Genomic DNA, 19,064 nt, shown 5'->3' on the forward strand with positions numbered 1-19,064 from the left:
AAACATTACTACTTATTTAACTTAATTTAAAGTTCTAGTAATCATACTTTTCCGCTATTCTTTTTAAAGTTTGTTCGTCTTGTATCTTAAATTTCTTTCCTTCCTTTGTGATCACTTCATCGTCTATCAATTCTTTTATCATTCTGATATATGATTCTGATGAGGTACCAATCATGGCAGAAAGGTCTTCTCTACTTAATACCACATCGATATTACCTTGAGCGTCTTCACCAAATTCGTCTTTAATAATTAATAGTGATTCTGCTACTCTACTTCTTACCGTTTTTTGTGATAATGAAGAAACAATTTCTGTCACTTTCTTTGAACTTTGTAATGCAGTACGGATTAACTTCAGAGCAAAATCTTTATCCTGCTCTATCAACTGGAGGATTTTATTCTTATGAATAAAGCAAACTGTTGATTCTTCTATGGCAATTGCGGATATGTCGTAAGACTCCTCCAAAAGCATGGGTCTATACCCCATAATTTCACCCTGCCTTGCAAATGAGACAATTTGCTCTCTACCCATGACACCTGTTTTAGTAATCTTTACTTTTCCATTATGTAAAATATAAATACCTAATGCAGGTTGCCCTTCTCTAAAAATATTCTCTCCTTTTTTATAATTAGAAAATCCTTTGGTTGTTGATATCTCAACTAAATCATCTTCTTGTACATGTTCAAAGATGGATAATGATCTTACTGGGCATTTTAAACAGTCCGGTTTTTTGAACTTCATTTTAGCAATATATCATTAATTGATGTAATAGTAAAGTTTACATCAAGTGGATTGAATGAGAATAACATTCACATTTTCTGATTTTTATCAGGTTTTGATGGCAAATTGAACAGATTTTTCCCGAAGTACATCTACTAATTTTGTGATATCAAATGATAAAAACACAAAAAAGTTAACACTATGAATACTCAAGGAAAATTAGTTCTATTTTATTTATTCATTTTTACATTAGTTTCTTTTACTATTGTACTCACTTTAGTCTCACTGTTCTCAGGAGTTGATACCGTTATGTTTATCACATGGGTTTGTGCAGGCTTGGGAATTGGCTTTGTAGGTTTTACAGGTATGTTGGCTGACAAAAGTACAAATGCTCAAAATAAATAGACATTATGCATGATTTAAAAGATAGAGAAGATGTTATTCTCTTGGTGAATACATTTTATGAGAAAGTAAGAGCACATGAAGAATTAGGTCCTTTCTTTGACGAAATAGTTAAAATTAATTGGGACACACATCTTCCAAGAATGTATGACTTTTGGGAAAGCAACTTATTCTTTGTTTCCAAGTACAAAGGAAATCCAGTTGTTGTACATCAAAATGTTGACAAGAAGGGAACCATTGAACAAAAACACTTTGGGTTTTGGTTACAATTATGGTTTAATACCATAGACGAACTATTTGATGGTGAAAATGCTCAACTTTTAAAATCTAGAGCTAGAAATATGTCGCATATGCTTTTCATGAAAATATTCCAGGCTAGAGATTAAATTTTCAAAATATATTTAAGCAAAATGGGTTTCTAGGTCAATTTTTAGAATTCATAAACTATCTTTATAGTAGAATATAGTTTTGAATGAAAAGAAATACGATTTTAAAATTACTTTTAACTAGCAGCATTCTCAGTTGTGGACTACTTCTTTTGTTTGCAGTGTTTTTCAGCTATTACGTTAGTTATAAAAGTGACACCTACATCTTAAACTCAAAAAATCCAGAGATCTCATGTAAAACTGGATTAATGTTAGGAACAAGCAAATTTCTGAGAAATGGATCACCCAATCCTTATTTCAATTTCAGAGTTGATGCTGCTGTACACCTAATAAAGAATAAGAAAGTAGATTTCATTATCGTAAGTGGAGACAATAAGACTGAAGATTACAACGAGCCCAAACAAATGAGAAAAGCGCTCATTGCAGCGGGGGTTGATCCTAAAAAGATAGTGATGGATTATGCAGGATTTAGAACTTTAGACTCAGTAATTAGAGCTAAAGAAGTTTTTGGTCAAGATAAGTTCATCATTATTTCACAAAAATTTCACATTGAAAGAGCCATATTCATTGGTCGAAGCCATGGAATAAATGCTTATGGATATTGTGCCAATGACGTTCCTATCGAAAAAGGATATTACGTCCACATCCGAGAAATATTTGCTCGATTGAAGATGTTCTTAGACCTTTACATTATTCACAAAGAACCAAAGTTCTTAGGCAAGAAAGAAAAAATAGAAGATCAGTAGATGATCTTTTCGAAATAAAAATTAAGGCACCGTATTTTAAAATTCGGTGCCTTAATTTTTATAATTACTATGAACCAAATGCCATAGATTTTAATTCAAAGTTAAATCCTTGAGAGATCAACTCATCGTATTTACCTTCTTCGAAAACATAATAGTAAGCACCTTTCTTAGACACTCCTTTTTGCTTTTCATCTAATTTTTTAAGTAGACCTGTAGCTAAAATTTTCTTTCTAAAGTTACGTTTATCGAATTGTTTTTGGTGAATTGCCTCGTATAATGATTGTAATTCAGGTAAAGTAAATTTCTCTGGAAGTAACTCAAAACCGATAGGTTGGTATCTTGACTTTCTTCTTAGCTTACCCCAAGACATTTGAATCATTGTTTCATGGTCAAACATTAATTTTGGTAAAGCTGTAATTGGGAACCATTGTGCTTGGTTTCTCTCTAACGTTTCTTCGTCTTGAGATTCAACCTTAATTAAAGCGTAGTACACTAATGAAATTACACGCGCCTCAGGGTCACGGTCAACCTCACCAAATGTACTTAACTGGTCCATATAAATTCTATCTAAACCTGTTTGTTTTTTTAATACACGTTCTGCTGCATAATCTAAAGATTCTCCAAAGTGAAGAAAACCTGTTGCTAAACCCCATGCCCCTTTGTAAGGATCCACTTTACGTCTAGTCAATAATACTTTTAATTCTCCTTGTTCGTATCCAAAAATTACACAATCTATTGCTAAAAGTGGCTTATAGGCACTGTTATAATATTCGTTCATATGTTATATATTCTTTAGCAGAAATTCTATTTCTGTAATGTTTATTCACTACCTAAACTGTGTAGTATTTTTATGATTTTTCGTTTTCTAAATGTAAATATAAAATTTTCCTTGAATATAACAGTTATACTTACGTCTTATTCACTCAAATCTAATTACTAAAAAGATTCTATTAATTTTTATTTACATTTACATTATGATTTGAGAAAATTAGTTATTTTCATAAGATCAAGCTTCTTAAAAATTGAATCAACTATGACAAAACAAGCCTACATATTTCTCCTAAGCTGTTTGACTTTATACTTTTTTCCATCAAGCGTACAAGCTGATAAACTAAATGACAAAATTGACAACTTTATTGGCATCAGTCAAAAATATGCTGATGACGGTGAATACAAAAAAGCCCTTGAATGGAACTCTAAGGCATTAAATCTGGCTAAAAAAAGAGATTCCGCACTTATAGATGTACTTTATTACAGAGCACATTATCAGTTAGCTTTAACACAATTTAAAGATTTTGAAGAGTCTACTGCTCAATTTCTAGAGATTGCTCAGAAAAGAAGAAATGGAAATTTCGGGTACGTATATTCACTGCTTCTTGCAGCTGATTTGTACTTGGATTACAGTGATATAGTCACTGCAAAAAACTTATTTGAAACCGCAGAAAAGGTCTCAGAAAAAGATCAAAATGTTAAAAAATTAGCAGAAAGAGGTAAAGACTTTAACTTAATTTACAATAAAGTAAGAGCGAATATCTACCTAGAACAAGGTGTTTATGACAGCGCTCAGTTCTTTATGGCCAAGTATCAGGAATATTGTAAAGAATTTGCGACTTCTGAAAGCCAAAATATCTATCATACCAGAAGTAACAAACACTCTGAACACACCTATACTTTTAGAGAAAAGAAACGTCTTGAAAGACAATTTGCTCAATCTTTAACATTAGAAGGAAAGCTATATCGCCTCATGGGGGATTATGTTATGGCCGATTCTATATTGATCAATGCTGAAAGATGGATTGATACTAACATTAGAAAAGATGACGAGAGCTACATTGCCAACTACCATGAAAGAACTTTAAATCTTATTGAAAGTAGAATTGATCCATTAACTCCTAAGAAAATGCTCGAGAAAAACATTTATAGAGCAGAAAGAGTATTAGGGATCAGCCATAAATTATACTTCAAAATTCAAGAAGACCTAGTAGATTACTATGCATGGCAAAGATTCCACTTCAAAGGGGATAAAACGCAATGGGAGTTTGATACAAACACTTCTTTATACTTTGGTAAAAATAGCTTGGAACAAGCAAAGTCAAACCGACTTATTGCCAAGGATGAATACTTGAAAGGTAACTTTGACAAATCGCTACGTATTATTAAAGATACTTATCAAGAGGGTAACTTACCTGAAAATCACAAAGAGTATATCCTTACAAATGAACTCCTTTATAAAGTTGCCTTAGCTGTTGAAAATGAAGTATTGGCTGAGCAAGCTTTACAAGAATATATCAATACTACCGAAAAAGTAATCGGGAAAGAATCACTTGCTTTTCATATCGCTAAAGTAGAAGAAGCAACATTCCTAACGCTACATTCTAATAATTTCCAAAGAGCAGACAGCTTATTTGCTTACCACTTACCTATTATAGAGGAAAGATTAAGCCCTCATCACTACAAAAGGTTAGAGGCTGAAAAAGAAAGAGCAAATTACTTTGCTTTAATGGGTGATACTAAAAAAGCTGCAGTGTTAAGTGCTAGTATCAAAAAAGCATATGCTGATTATTATGGTACAGACCACTTGGAATATGCAGCCGGATTACAAAGTACTGCATCATATGCTATCGACTTAGGAGAATATACTGATGCAGATAGACAAATTGCAGAGTTATTGAACTTATATGAGAACCACTCTTATAGAAAAGGAACTCAAAATACAACTCATGCTATTGTTTTAGAAACTGCAGCAAGGTTCCAGGCGATCACTGGTCAGTACGATGAAGCCACACAAAATTTATCGAAGGCCAATCGTTTATCTAAAAACTCTCCTGGTAAGATTGCATCTTCTCAGTTTGCAGACACCCATGCATTTGTCTACCTAAAGAAAGAATATTTCTCAGATGCAGAAAATATTATCAATAAATCTATTGAACACAGAAAAGCTAGGTTTGGAGATGAAAGTAGATTATTGATTGTACCTTATACTCAATTAGCAAGACTCTCTTATTTAAAGGGTGATTATATAGCAGCTGATTCTATTGGTAGAAATGCTTACAACATTAGTGTTAAGACTTTTGGTGAAGGAGCAAAACAAAGTATTGATCCTTTAGAAGTTCAATCTGAGATTGCTGTTGCAATGGGTAACTATGAATTGGCCCAAGAATATACACAAAAGCAAATTGAGCAAAGTAAAAAAATCTATGGCGAACGCCATACAGAAGTAGCAAAAGGTTATACGCAATTAGCCTTAATTGGTCTTTATTTAGGGTACCCTGCCGAGGATGTGATGCACCTTTTTAAGGATGCTGTTAATATTATCGCAGTTCAACTTGGGAAAGACAATCCTGTTTTCGCCATCACACTGAAAAACTTGGCTCTTGCTAAACTTCAAGTACATGAATACGCAGAAGCAGAAGATTTACTAAAACAAGCTGATGCTATTTGGGTAGACAAATTGAAGACTGAAAATAACACCAACTCTGCTGAGATTACTTCATTGTTAGGTGATCTTGAAATGAAAAGAGAGTTCTATCATCAAGCAGAAGGTTATTATGAACGATCACAAAAAATTTACAGCCGTTTATTTACTAAAGACCACCCGTTATATGTAAAATCTACTTTAAAGAGAAGTCAAGCATATTATGCAATGGGAGAATACAGTAAAGCAAATAAATATGCTAAAAAGGCTTTAGCTCAAAATGAAATATTCATCAACGAATACTTCCCTACTTTAAGTGCTAAGGAAAAATCTAAATACTGGCAATCGATCCAAAAGGACTATAGCTTCTTCTATACACTCGCTACAAAATACAATAAGAAAAAGCAGTATGGCGATATGTATAACTATGCATTAGCAACAAAGCCACTTTTATTGAGTTCTTCAGTAAAAATTAGAAATCAGATTATGAATAGTGGTGATTCATTACTTATCAAAGATTTTGAAAATTGGGTTAAGAAGAAAGAAATTCTGACAAAGGTATTTGCCATGTCAGTTGAACAAAGAACTGAAGAAGGAGTAAACGTTAAAACACTAGAGAAAGAAATCAATACTTTAGAAAAAGAATTGAGTGAAAGGTCTAGTGTATTTAATGACCTTGGAAAGAAAGAATACAAATGGAAGGACATCCAAAAAGGATTGAAAGAAGGAGAAGCAGCTATAGAAATTATTCGTTTCAGAGCATTTACTAATGTATACACAGATTCTATCTGTTATGCTGCTTTAATTCTAACTCCTGAAACTAAGTCTGCTCCTATTGTTAAGCTTATTCCAAATGGTACTCTATTGGAATCTGAAGGTTTAGGTTATTATAAGAGTAACTTAATATTCAGTTTCCCTGATGATGAATCGTACAACACGTACTGGAAACCAATTTATGAAGTGATTGGTGAAGGTACTACAGTATATTTCTCTGCTGATGGAGTTTATAACCAAATTAACTTAGAATCGATTCCTGTAGATTTAGACAAAGGAACTTATGTTATCGATCAGAACCACATCGTACTTACAAGTTCTACCACTGAGGTACTTACTAAAGGAGGAACTAAACAAGACAATATGAATGTGTCGTTATTTGGCAACCCTGTCTTCTATAAAGATTTAAAGCCTGAGCAATACAATAAGTACACAATGAGGCCAATTACTCAGCTTCCTGGTACTTATCAAGAAATCATTGCCTTGGATAAACTATTATCTTCAGAAGATCATACAAATGATGCGGTTTATTTACATAAAGATGCTACCGAAACAGCTGTAAAGAACCTACAGTCACCTAGAGTATTCCATATTGCTACTCACGGTTTCTTCCTAGATGATATTGAAAACGATGAAACAAAGTCAATTTTCAATACTCAAGAAAACATCAACCCACTTTTACGTTCTGGACTATTACTTACCAATGCAGGTGATTTAATGGAGTCTGATAATGTTTATGCTTTCAATAAAGAAGAAGGTGTATTAACGGCTTACGAAGCCATGAACCTCAACTTTGATAACACAGAACTTGTTGTATTGTCTGCATGTGAAACAGGTAAAGGTGATAACAAGGTAGGTGAAGGAGTATATGGTTTACAGCGATCATTCCTTGTAGCTGGTGCCGATAATATTATCATGAGTTTATTTGAAGTATCAGATGAAGCGACACAAAAGCTTATGACTAACTTCTATCATCTATGGTTAAAAGAAGGAAAGAACAAAAGAGAAGCCTTCTCATTAGCCAAGAAGCAATTAAGGGAAGAATATCCTGAACCAAAATACTGGGGTGCATTTATCATGATTGGTAAAATCTAGATCCACTTCAACTCAAAAAAAGGCCTATTGATATCAGTGATCAATAGGCCTTTTTTATCATATCCTAAAAATGGTGTTATAATTCAAACCATAATTTAAATTTTCGTTACTATACCTTTGTTTGATTAAATATCTCTCAAATTATTGGTCAAATAATTTAAATTATCAGAAAATACTCCTAGTTTTGAACAAACATTAGTGTTTCAAGAAGATTATTTAATCAACCAATAACATGGCTTCACTAACAAAGAAAGAATTAAAGAAGAAGTACCAAGAGTACAAAGAGCAAGGACTTGCATTAGACATGACTAGAGGCAAGCCAGGTGCTGAACAATTAGATCTATCACTGCCTATGCTTGATCTTGTAACATCAAAAGATTACAAGACAGTAGCTGGTGCTGATACTCGTAATTATGGAGGCCTAGATGGTATTCCTGAAATGAAAGCCATTTTCAAGGATTTTCTTGAAGTATCTTCTACTGATGAAATTATCGTTGGAGGTAACTCATCACTGACATTAATGCATGATACTATTTCTCATGCGATTACTCATGGCTTCCCAGAAAGCAAAAAACCTTGGGGACAACAATCAAAAGTTAAGTTCCTTTGTCCTTCTCCAGGTTATGACCGTCACTTCTCTATCTGTGAGCACTTCGGTATCGAAATGATTACAGTACCAATGACTGAGAAAGGTCCTGACATGGATGTTGTAGAAAAATTGGTTGCTGAAGATAAAAGTATCAAAGGTATTTGGGTAGTACCTAAATATTCTAACCCTACAGGATTTACTTGTTCTAAAAAGACAGTGAAGCGTTTAGCAACTATGGAAACTGCTGCTAAAGACTTCCGTATCATGTGGGACAACGCTTATACAGTTCATCACTTATCGAAAGACCAAGATGAATTAGCTAACATTTTTGACGCTTGTAAAGAAGCTGGAACAGAAAATAGAGTGTTGATCTACGGATCATTCTCTAAGATCTCTTTTGCAGGTGCAGGTGTTGCTGCTATGGGTGCATCTTTAGAAAACGTCAATTGGATGAAAGGGCATTTATCAATGTCTACAATTGGTCCAGATAAATTAAATCAATTACGTCATACTCGTTTCTTCAAAGATTTCAAAGGTGTTGAAAAACACATGAAGAAACATGCTAAGATCATCGCTCCTAAGTTTGAAGCGGTAATTGAGATTCTTGAAAAAGAATTAGGTGGTAAAGACATCGCTACTTGGACACAACCAAAAGGTGGTTACTTTATTAGTTTGGATGTTCCTAAAGGATGTGCAAAAGAAGTAGTAAAATTAGCTGCTGAGGCTGGCGTTAAATTAACTGCAGCTGGAGCAACATTCCCTTACAAGAATGATCCAAAAGATGAAAATATCCGTATTGCACCAACTTTACCTTCAATGGGTGAGATTAAATTAGCAATGAGAGTTCTTTGTGTTTGTGTACAATTAGCTGCTGCTAAATAGTCACAAATTAGCTTACAGATAAAAAGGTCAATCATATTCTTTTATGATTGGCCTTTTCGTTTTTTAAAAAGCTTTATTTCTTAAATTGGTGATCTAATTTCACTTGATAATCCTTAAGATCGTCTTCAATTTTTGGATCTTTCAAAACATCATAAAAATGGAAAGAAAAAGCATTTTCTAAGCCGATAAACAAATTCATCTTATGGAATCCAAACATTACTCCATTATCTACATTTGTTTGTTGAAAGATTTCTCCTTCTGTTGTGAAGGCTTCTTCAGGAGCATTCCATGTTGTTGTTAGAATATATTTCTTCCCTTTTAATAATCCTCCTGTACCATAATTTAATTTAGGAGCAGTTCTATGTCTGCCATCACTTGCGTAGATCTTACCAGACCCTGAAGTTAGCACCTCATCCAAATATTTTTTAAAGCCAAATGGCAAAGAGAACCACCATATTGGTGTATGGTAGATAATTATATCTGCCCAAACCATTTTTGATATTTCATCTTCAATATCATACCCTTCTTCGATATGGGTATACTTAATATCAAATCCTCCTAAATTCTTAAAATAGTTTATTGTAAAGTCTGCAACGGCATTATTTAAAGTACCTCCGTTGTTCATAAATTTCTGTCCGGCGTTAATAACTAATATTTTGTCCATAGTAATTATGATGTTTTTTAACAATTAAACGTATAGCTACTCCTATACAATTCACTTATTAAAATCTATTAATATAAAAAACTGCTCTCTGGAAAGCTTAAACCCAATCACAACAAACACATCTCAAAAAATGTTTACCTTTGTCATTAAAATTAGGTTCCCCAACCGTATAATTACATCTTTCAACAAACTTCGATTCATTGATCATGATAGATCATATTAAATCATTGTGGGCTAATAAAATTCAGCCTTCAATGAAAAATGTATTAAACATATTATTACTCCATAAAACGAAAGTCTTAGGGATTATTCTCGGCCTAATTGGTCTTGGGTGCCTCATGCTGGTACTTTTCCTTGGTGGATTTTTTGGCACTTCTTACTCCGACGAGGAATTACTTGCTTATGAAAACGAGGTAGCTTCACTTGTCTATTCAGATGAAGGCAAACTCATCGGTAAGTTTTTTGCCGAAAACAGAACGAATGTCTCATACCAAGAACTACCAACTGCTTTAGTCCATGCGTTAGTCGCTACAGAAGACGCAAGGTACTTCGAACATGAAGGAGTTGATTCTAGAAGTGTTCTAAGAGTTTTAGTAAAAAGTATCCTATTAGGTGATAAAAGTAGTGGAGGCGGTAGTACCATTACACAACAGTTAGCAAAAAACATGTATGGACGTAAGGATTACGGTCCGTTTAGTATGTTGATTAATAAATCTGGCGAAATTAAGATTGCTCATCAATTAGAAAGACTTTACAATAAAGAAGAAATCTTAAGTTTATACTTGAATACCGTTCCATTTGGTGAAAGTATCTATGGCATTGGTACTGCATCGCAACGGTTTTTTAATAAAAAAGTGGAAGACCTTAAGACAGAAGAAGCTGCTGTATTAATCGGAATGTTGAAGGCTAATACATATTACAACCCAAGGCTTTATCCCGATCATGCACTGAAAAGAAGAAACGTCGTTTTAAATCAGATGCTTAGATATGACTATCTCACACAAAAAGAATACAATAAACTTTCAAAACTTCCTCTAAAGCTTGATTATGCTAATAAAGTAAATGATGGAATAGCTGATTATTACCTTCATCAAGTAAAGAAGCATGCTCAAGAAAAATTAAACGCTTACAATGAAGCCCATAATACCAATTATGATATTGAAAGTGATGGTCTTCTCATAGAAACCACCTTAAATATTGAGCTCCAACAATATGTATTAAATGCATTTAAAAAGCATTTAAGTAGAATGCAACAACTACTAAATAAGCAGTATGATTTAGCAAAGTACAAACGGTCATTAAGCTTGAGAGTAGATGCCGTATTTGAAAAATTAAACCGCCCCAACGATAAATACATGCAAGAATATTTTGATTGGGATGAAAAAAAAGCTGAAGAATTATCAGTAAAGGATAGTATACGAAAAGAAATGCTTCTGCTACATGCTGGATTTATGGCCATGGATACGAAAACAGGTGAAGTGAAAGCCTATGTAGGAGGAATTGATTTCAATAGTCATCCCTACGATCAAATCACAGCAAAAAGGCAATTGGCTTCCACCTTTAAACCCATTTTATATGCTACTGCAATTGAAGACGGGACAAAACCATGCAAGTACCTCAAAAATGAATATGAAGTCGAAAATGAAGACGATTGGAAACCTGCCAACTATAGTAAAACTGAAGGTGGAATGTATTCAGTTGCCGCTTCATTAGCTAAGTCTTTAAACATTCCAACTGTAAACTTATACAAACAAACTTCTTTCGATGATTTGCAAAATATTTGGCAAAACTTGGGCTTCTCTACTGAAATAAAAGACTTCCCTTCTACCGCATTAGGCACCATGGATGCTTCAGTATATGAATTGTGTAAAGCATATGCTGCATTTGCTAACCATGGTAAAACAGTGCAACCCGAATTTGTCTTATCAATAAAAACTCCTGAAGGCAAAATTCTCTATGAAGCACCACAGCATCCTGAGGCAAAACAAGTTTTCACTGAGGAAACTGCAATGCAAATGAGTGCTATTTTACAAAAAGGTATTCAACAGGGTACTGGAGCATCTATCAGAGGTCGCTACAGCATTCGTTTGCCTTTAGCTGGGAAGACAGGTACATCACAAAATTATGGTGATGCATGGTTCGCCTCATTTAGTCCAGATTTAGTAATGGTAACAAGAGTAGGTGCTTCAAGCAATGCGGTCCATTTTTCTTCAGGAAGTTATGGAGCAGGTAGTACGTTAGCTTTACCCATTACAGCATTTACTTTACAACAAATCCAGAAGGATCATCAATTAAGTACGACCTACTTTTTACCTTTTCCTGCTTTACCTCACCACCTTTCTAATTGCTTGGATTGTGAAGACTATAAAGAGGATACAGATGTAAAGATGTTTTTCAACAATATCTTCAAGACAAAATCAGCAGAAGAGAAGAAAAAGAGAAAAGAAGAACGTAAAGAGAAAAGGAAAAAGAGAAGAGAAAAAAGATATAAATCTGAATAAAAAAAGAGGAGTAAGATGATAGTTCATCTTACTCCTCTTTTTTTAATTAATGTATTTCTAGTAACGAGTTGTTCCTTCGTAACTATCGCTATCAAAATTAGGGACTAATACACCTCTGAAATTAAGTTCAGCTGCACTAAAATCTCCTTCTACTGATGAATTGGCCCAATTTCCATCTTTTTCTAAGTCAATGGTTACATTGGCCATCATTGTAGGTCCTTGAACATGAAATGTTACAGATGTTGTACCTGTTTTTTCATTCTTCTTGATTTCATAGTTTGTAATATTACCATCTACAGTAACACCTCCTACTCCATTAAATCCAACTAATTGAGGGAATGCCAACTGTACCACAGCTCTATCACCTTCAACTCTTACAAAGTTGAGACTAGCATCAACATTAATTGTCTGACCTCTTCTATCGTAGGCCTGATTCGCTTGCAATGTAAAACTTTTTGTAACCAAAGCAGTTACAGCTTTATCATGATCCGCTTGTTCCTCTGCTAACTTTGCAGCTTTTTTCTTTTCTTTATTGGCTTTTTTTTCAGCTTTCTTCTGGGCTTTTAACTCTTGTTTCGTTAAGCTCGTTGAAGTACTATCTTGTGCATAACTTGATAGTGAACAGCATAAGATTAGACAAAGAGATGCAAATGCAAGATTGATGTTTTTAGATAAATTTTTCATAATGTATGTTTTAATTTACACAATAAAACGATCGAATCCGAGAGGAATATCATTAATTATTACCTAAAATATATCAATTTATGATTAATATTGAGTTTGAATAAAAACACTAAAATCTCAACACTCTATAACTTTCAAAATAAACACACCACAATGGACGCAAAAAGATTAAAAGAAATTACACATAAGGTTGTCAAACTTACAGAAAAGGTTGGCGAATTTATCGCTATAGAACGCAGAAACTTCGACCCATCAAAAATTGAATACAAAGGATTAAATGATCTTGTCTCTTATGTAGATAAAACAGCAGAGAAAAAGATTGTAGAAGGGCTAACCAATATATTACCAGGTGCAGGCTTTTTAGGAGAAGAAGGTACCAATAAACCTACTGAAAATGGTTTCACTTGGATAATCGACCCACTAGATGGCACTACCAACTTCATTCACGGTATACCTATTTTTTCGATCAGTATCGCTTTAGTTTCCAATAATGATTACTGCATCGGTGTAGTGAGAGAAGTCAACCTCAATGAATGTTTCTATGCATGGAAAGACGGTGGTGCGTATATGAATGGTGAAAGAATTTCTGTATCTCCTCAAAAAGAATTGAAAGCAGGATTAATTGCGACAGGATTCCCTTATTATAACTTTGAGAAAATGCCACAATACATGAATATTCTATCTGGTATGATGGAAGGTTGCCATGGCATAAGAAGACTTGGATCAGCAGCAGTTGATTTAGCTTATGTAGCTTGTGGAAGGTTAGAAGGATTCTTTGAGTACAACCTTAATGCTTGGGATGTTGCCGGTGGAAGTATTATTGTTAAAGAAGCTGGTGGTGTGGTTTCAACATTCTCTAATACTGAAAATTATATTGAGGACAGAGAAATTATAGCTGCCCCTGCAGATATACATAAAGAAATGCAGTCTATTATATACAAAAAGTGGAATAGTTAATCTATTCCACTTCTACTGAATCTTCAGAAAAGTCATACCCTCCAGTATAAAGTTCATACACATCGATATTCGATAATTGTTGCTCATACTGAGAGACTAGCTCCAAATAATACCTAGTTGCACTATCTAGACCATCAAACTCTAAGTGATGACTTAAAAACCCGTTTCTTATTTCCAATACATTATAGGCAATGGATGCTTCTGCAAATGTCTCTAATGTTGAGTCATTTATCAGCTGATAATGTAAAGTGTATTTGTCTCGTTCCGTTCTTTGCCAACCTAAAATTTTCACATTCACTGCCAATTGACTCAGCGAATCTTTTACAAATAATGGTTCAACATCATGGAAAACATTCCCAACTGGGTCTGCTTCTAAAATATCTCCATCTTCATTAACTGGTTCACAGGCACTGAATAGATACACTATTGGAAGTAAAAGTATGTATAATTTATTCATTGCTTTTATGTTAGTAGTCTCATTCATAGACAATCAAACTAAGCCTATGAACAACAAAAATAGATTTTTTTCTTATAAAAATAAAGAGACACTTCAGAAGAGGTGCCTCTTTACAATATATATTACCTATTAATTACTTATTCTTTACTCTACAATCAGCATAGTACCTGAAACAGCTGGTACTGTGATTGTTCCGTTTGAAAGGTCATAAGTTTTACCAGTAAGTGCATCTGTCGCTTTAGTAGCTCCTTTTAATACTTCTTGGTAGTGACCTAAATCTACTTTTGTCTCTTGCTTATTTTTATTGAAAATAGACATGATCTTAGTAGAGTCATTGTATCTAAACATTACATACACCTCTTTGTAAGGAGAGAAATGCTTCAATTCACCTGTGTGTAATACAGGATTGTTCTTTCTGAAGTTCGTTAACTTCTTCATGAACTCTTGTGCTTCTTTTTGTTGTGCTGTCAATCCTTCTCCAGTAAATGCATTGACCTTGTCACCTTTCCATCCACCAGGGAAATCTTCACGAATTAAACCATGGTTGTGATGTTGAGTTTCATCATCTACACCCATTAAGATTTCTGTACCGTAGAAAATTTGAGGAATACCACGAGTTGTATAGATATATACTAGTCCCATTTTGTATAAATCAAAATCTTCGTTGATTTGGTTCCAGTAACGAGGAGTATCATGATTATCAGGGAAAGTAACCAAGTTCGCTGGATCAGAATACAAGAAGTCCATCGCTAACTTTTCATATACTTCATTAAATGTCTGAGTATATTGAGCTGCTTCTTTATTTAATGAATTGATTAATGCTTCTTGGATTGGGAAGTCCATCATTGATGGGCAATAAGAAACATATCCATTTTGATTTTCTTTACCTTTTTGCCATCTAGAAACTAATGCCGGATTAGAAGTCCACTCTTCACCTACAATATTGAAGTTTGGATATTCTTGCATAATTCTTCTTGTCCACTCTGTCATGAAATCTGGATCAGGGTATGGATAAGTATCTTGACGAATACCACCTAGGTTAGCATATTCTACCCACCAAATTGAGTTCTGAATCAAGTAGTTGGCTAATAACGGGTTCTTTTGGTTTAAGTCTGGCATTGATTGTACAAACCAACCATCAGAGTGTCTCGCTTTATCTGCTTCTGTAGCATAAGGGTCAGCAACTGTTACTCTTTGGTGAGATGTCACAGGCTTTTCTTTCATATCAGAATAGTGATACCAATCTTTTGTTGGAAGATCGTTAGTCCACCAATGGTTTAAACCACAGTGATTTTCAATCATATCCATGATAATTTTGATTCCTTTTTTATTAGCCTCTGCTACGAAATTCACATAATCTTCATTTGATCCGTAGTGAGCATCAATTTTATAGTAGTCTGTAGTAGAATAACCATGGTATGAATAAGAATCCATATCATTTTCTAACAACGGGTTTACCCAAATTGCAGTAAATCCCATTTCGTCGATATAGTCTAAGCTATTAACTAAACCTTGGATATCACCACCATGACGACCACCTTCTAAAGAACGGTTTACATCCTCTCTCATTGAAGGAACTTTATCATTTGATTCATCACCATTCACCCATCTATCTGGAGTAATTAGGTACATGATATCACTTTTGTTAAACCCTTCTCTTGCTGCAGAATCTTTTCTACGTTCTTTTAACTCATAAGTGTAAGTAAATACTACCTTACCTTTAGTGTTTTTAAATTCAATAGGAAAAGATCCAGCCTTAACATCTTTAGCAAGTGTTAAGTTTAAAAATAAATAATTTGGATTTTCAACTTTAATGGTTTGGTCTAAAGTAACACCATCATAGTTGATTGTTGCATTTAAGTTTGAAATGTCATCTCCATGAACTAATAATTGAAGTTCTGGATGAACCATTCCAGCCCACCAAAAGGCAGGTTCAACTCTGTCAATGACAGTAGAACTTTTTGCCATTACTGCAGATGAGATGGCAAATAATAAAGTAATTAATACTGACTTGATATTTCTCATTTTCATATTTATTGAAGTAATAACTCTAATATACGAATTCTAGTGTTTGTGAATTAATGTATCCCGAACACTTTACAAACATGAGATTTTCAGTATCAAATTACAATTTTCATAAGGGTACAAGTGGTATACATTGAATACCATCAAGTATACAACTATTATAAAAATGGGTTAAATAGGCTAAAAAACAACATTTTCAGGTAAACACCACCTCTACAACTAAGAAACATTATTTTTTTCCAACTCTTTCTTTCTTTTTACTTCTTCTACTTTTTCATTCATTTCTCTTTTGAGTTTTACCATATACTTATTCTTTAGATAAGCACCATAAACAAAAAAGAAGAAAGATACACCTACTCCAGAATAACGAATCACTTCATCGTCTTTGAACATGATCCATGAAGTTACAGCAACCACAATTCCAATTAATGTAAATAAAAAACCAATCATTACTTTAGATTTAAATAGGCTTCGATAAAAAATTTCTAATGCGAGATAAATACCATCTCTGTTTATATAATGATGTAAGGAATCCTACATGACCACCATAATCTGGTGTCTCTAAATATAGAAATTCACTTTTCTCCGCAATTTCGTAAGGAAAACATTCTTCTGATAAGAACGGGTCATCCTTTGCATTTATTAATAAAGTTGGGACTATTATTCTATCCAATACTTCCTTAGAACTGCATTGGGACCAATAATCCTCAGCATCCTTGAATCCATGTGCCGGACCAGTATAACGGTCATCAAACTCCACAAATGTTTTTGCTGATCGTACTTCATCAATTAAGGTTTGACTCATATTAAAAGCCTCCATCTTTGGAACGACTTTACTTTTTAAAGAGATTAAAAAGTTTTGGAGATACAATAGATTGATTCTCTTCTGTAGAACTTTTGCTGAAGAGTTCAATTGACATGGTACAGATAAGGTAGCTACTTTTTTTACTACTGATGGAAGTTTATTCCCTTCATCTCCTAGATATTTTAAGGTGATGTTTCCTCCCAAACTAACTCCTATTATATAGATTTCCTCATATTTTTCAGAAAGGGTATTTACCAATTGCTTTAAATCTTTGGTATGCCCACTATGGTAAGAAGGGTACAATAAATTTAGACTACCACTACAGCTTCTGTGATTCATCGCCCATATATCGTAATCTGGAGAGAAAAAGTTAGCCATTTCTAATATATATGTAGAATGAGCAGAACCTTCCAAACCATGCATTAGAATTAATGCTTTCTTATGTACTCCTACTATTGTATCAACATCAAAAAAATCATTATCAGGCGTTTCAAACCTTTTACGTTGATAAGGAGCATCAGCTTGGGGTTTTACTTTACTAGCAAAAATGGTATTGATATGTCCATTTTTATAGAAAAAGCCAGGGCGATATGTTGAAGTGACTAATGGCATCTTACAATTGTTTAATCATCCAGATATTACAAGCATGATGTGATGTATCTCCTAAAGGCTCATCCATCATACTAAAGCCCATTTTTTCGTACAACTTTAATCCTTTTACCAATTGGGGCATTGTTTCTAAATAACATGCCTTATATCCGAACTGTTTTGCAAAGGTTAAACACTGGTTTAAAAGTGCAGCACCAATACCTTTACCTCTAGCGGACTCTGATAAATATATTTTCTGAAGCTCACAGATATCATTAGGGCCATTAAGAATACTTCCAATACCTGCCCCTCCTACAACTTTTCCGTCTAGTTCTGCAACATAATAGACAGAGCCTTCTTCTTGATAAGCAGTATTCAGTCTACCAAGTTGTTCATCAAAAAAAGCAGTTCCAGGCAAATTGGCATTATGCTCTATCAATACTGTTTTTATGATATTTTCTATTTGCGCATTATCAGAGGAGTCTATTGTACGAATTACCATAGCATTCTAACATAGGTGAAAAAGCAAAATTAACGAATATAGTATAGCATAAAAAAATCACTTGTGATATTCTTAATAAAACTAGAATTTTTAAACAATTAGGTTAAACACAAATCCTATAAACTTAGTAGACTTTTTGTTAAGAAATTGACGTTACATTGTAACATAAATGAATCTTAATTGATACTATTTTGATACATTTAAATCAATAAAAGACAAAAATACACTTAAAACACTGATTATTAATGATTTTTAAATACGTTAAACATATTATAATAAACTAATCTTTTCGTCACACTTAACGTTAATCAGGTTAAACTCAAACATTTTTACCTATGAAAAAGATTAGCCTAATTATATTATCCTTATTGTGTTTATTATCTACTTCAATTTATGCTTCTAATAATGATCCTAAAGAAGAAGAAGGAAAAAAAACAGAAGAGAGTAATGAAAAATTTGATTATATGCATACTGCTCCAAAGTTAAATGCTGCTCCTTTTATTAAAGGTGTTGCTGCAGATGGTACAGTTGAAATATATAAAGAGGGTAGAAACCACGTCATGTTGATCGATAAAGAATCTGAAAATATCTTATTCGACAACTTAAAAGAAGGTAAAGACTTCGTACGTGTCTATACTGATTACACAGATAATAAAGACTGTATTATTATCTGGAGTATGAAGAAAAAAGATAGAAAAACAGGCAATATTACCTGGAAAAAATATACTTATAAAAAGTTTGATTCTGTGGGTTGGAGACCTGTTGATAATATGACTACAGCGGTCAAATCATTTAAATAAGACATTAAATTGAAGAGTAGCAGTTTCTGTTACTCTTTTTTTATAGTGACATTTTCAATTTTTGGATATAAGGT

The 19,064-nt window shown here is 33.5% G+C and carries 17 protein-coding genes; 8 read left to right on the plus strand and 9 right to left on the minus strand.

The genetic code is table 11. The features are described from left to right. Positions 1-34: 34 nt before the first annotated feature. Positions 35-739, minus strand: a complete 705-nt coding sequence (locus HGP29_RS06750; RefSeq protein ID WP_168881607.1) for a Crp/Fnr family transcriptional regulator — start codon at positions 737-739, stop codon at positions 35-37. Between the two features lie 180 nt (positions 740-919). Between HGP29_RS06750 and HGP29_RS06755 the strand changes: the two genes are divergently transcribed. From HGP29_RS06755 to HGP29_RS06765, 3 genes are all read left to right on the plus strand, one after another. Continuing rightward, positions 920-1,123, plus strand: coding sequence for a hypothetical protein (locus HGP29_RS06755; RefSeq protein ID WP_168881608.1), 204 nt, complete (start codon positions 920-922; stop codon positions 1,121-1,123). A 5-nt stretch (positions 1,124-1,128) separates the two neighbouring features. Next, positions 1,129-1,506 carry a group III truncated hemoglobin gene (locus HGP29_RS06760; protein WP_211093221.1) on the plus strand — a complete coding sequence of 126 codons (378 nt, stop codon included), beginning with the start codon at positions 1,129-1,131 and terminating at the stop codon, positions 1,504-1,506. Between the two features lie 248 nt (positions 1,507-1,754). After that, positions 1,755-2,252 carry a SanA/YdcF family protein gene (locus HGP29_RS06765; protein WP_168881609.1) on the plus strand — a complete coding sequence of 166 codons (498 nt, stop codon included), beginning with the start codon at positions 1,755-1,757 and terminating at the stop codon, positions 2,250-2,252. 67 nt (positions 2,253-2,319) lie between these two features. Here the strand turns inward: HGP29_RS06765 and HGP29_RS06770 are convergent, their stop codons facing one another. Next, positions 2,320-3,030 (minus strand): NUDIX hydrolase, encoded by a 711-nt coding sequence (locus HGP29_RS06770; protein WP_168881610.1) that lies wholly within the window; start codon positions 3,028-3,030, stop codon positions 2,320-2,322. A gap of 255 nt (positions 3,031-3,285) precedes the next feature. Here HGP29_RS06770 and HGP29_RS06775 point away from each other — a divergent pair, with 255 nt between their 5' ends. Both HGP29_RS06775 and HGP29_RS06780 read left to right on the plus strand, forming a co-directional pair. After that, positions 3,286-7,536 carry a CHAT domain-containing protein gene (locus tag HGP29_RS06775; protein WP_168881611.1) on the plus strand — a complete coding sequence of 1,417 codons (4,251 nt, stop codon included), beginning with the start codon at positions 3,286-3,288 and terminating at the stop codon, positions 7,534-7,536. Positions 7,537-7,768: 232 nt separating this feature from the next. Further along, positions 7,769-9,007, plus strand: a complete 1,239-nt coding sequence (locus HGP29_RS06780) for an aminotransferase class I/II-fold pyridoxal phosphate-dependent enzyme (protein WP_168881612.1) — start codon at positions 7,769-7,771, stop codon at positions 9,005-9,007. Positions 9,008-9,080: 73 nt separating this feature from the next. Here the strand turns inward: HGP29_RS06780 and HGP29_RS06785 are convergent, their stop codons facing one another. Beyond that, positions 9,081-9,671 carry an NAD(P)H-dependent oxidoreductase gene (locus HGP29_RS06785; protein ID WP_168881613.1) on the minus strand — a complete coding sequence of 197 codons (591 nt, stop codon included), beginning with the start codon at positions 9,669-9,671 and terminating at the stop codon, positions 9,081-9,083. A 254-nt stretch (positions 9,672-9,925) separates the two neighbouring features. Here HGP29_RS06785 and HGP29_RS06790 point away from each other — a divergent pair, with 254 nt between their 5' ends. Next, entirely contained in the window at positions 9,926-12,172 is a 2,247-nt protein-coding gene (locus tag HGP29_RS06790) for a transglycosylase domain-containing protein (RefSeq protein WP_211093222.1), read from the plus strand. 57 nt (positions 12,173-12,229) lie between these two features. Here the strand turns inward: HGP29_RS06790 and HGP29_RS06795 are convergent, their stop codons facing one another. After that, complete coding sequence (locus HGP29_RS06795; protein WP_168881615.1) at positions 12,230-12,856, minus strand: DUF4251 domain-containing protein; 627 nt, start codon at positions 12,854-12,856, stop codon at positions 12,230-12,232. A gap of 153 nt (positions 12,857-13,009) precedes the next feature. Here HGP29_RS06795 and HGP29_RS06800 point away from each other — a divergent pair, with 153 nt between their 5' ends. Beyond that, the gene (locus HGP29_RS06800) at positions 13,010-13,813 is read left to right on the plus strand and encodes an inositol monophosphatase family protein (protein ID WP_168881616.1); all 804 of its coding nucleotides are present in this window, start codon (positions 13,010-13,012) and stop codon (positions 13,811-13,813) included. A 1-nt stretch (position 13,814) separates the two neighbouring features. Here HGP29_RS06800 and HGP29_RS06805 read toward each other — a convergent pair whose 3' ends face one another. From HGP29_RS06805 to HGP29_RS06825, 5 genes are all read right to left on the minus strand, one after another. Then, positions 13,815-14,270: a hypothetical protein gene (locus HGP29_RS06805; protein WP_168881617.1), complete on the minus strand. Its 456-nt coding sequence runs from the start codon at positions 14,268-14,270 to the stop codon at positions 13,815-13,817. A gap of 144 nt (positions 14,271-14,414) precedes the next feature. Continuing rightward, complete coding sequence (locus HGP29_RS06810; RefSeq protein ID WP_168881618.1) at positions 14,415-16,295, minus strand: glycoside hydrolase family 13 protein; 1,881 nt, start codon at positions 16,293-16,295, stop codon at positions 14,415-14,417. Between the two features lie 219 nt (positions 16,296-16,514). Further along, complete coding sequence (locus tag HGP29_RS06815; protein WP_168881619.1) at positions 16,515-16,745, minus strand: hypothetical protein; 231 nt, start codon at positions 16,743-16,745, stop codon at positions 16,515-16,517. Positions 16,746-16,755: 10 nt separating this feature from the next. After that, positions 16,756-17,712 (minus strand): YheT family hydrolase, encoded by a 957-nt coding sequence (locus HGP29_RS06820; protein ID WP_168881620.1) that lies wholly within the window; start codon positions 17,710-17,712, stop codon positions 16,756-16,758. Between the two features lies 1 nt (position 17,713). Continuing rightward, positions 17,714-18,190 (minus strand): GNAT family N-acetyltransferase, encoded by a 477-nt coding sequence (locus HGP29_RS06825; RefSeq protein ID WP_168881621.1) that lies wholly within the window; start codon positions 18,188-18,190, stop codon positions 17,714-17,716. Positions 18,191-18,525: 335 nt separating this feature from the next. Here HGP29_RS06825 and HGP29_RS06830 point away from each other — a divergent pair, with 335 nt between their 5' ends. Continuing rightward, a complete protein-coding gene (locus HGP29_RS06830) occupies positions 18,526-18,990 on the plus strand; it encodes a hypothetical protein (RefSeq protein ID WP_168881622.1) in 465 nt (154 codons plus the stop codon). The last annotated feature ends 74 nt before the right edge of the window (positions 18,991-19,064 follow it).

It is taken from the genome of Flammeovirga agarivorans, from assembly GCF_012641475.1.
Taxonomy (GTDB): Bacteria; Bacteroidota; Bacteroidia; order Cytophagales; family Flammeovirgaceae; genus Flammeovirga; species Flammeovirga agarivorans.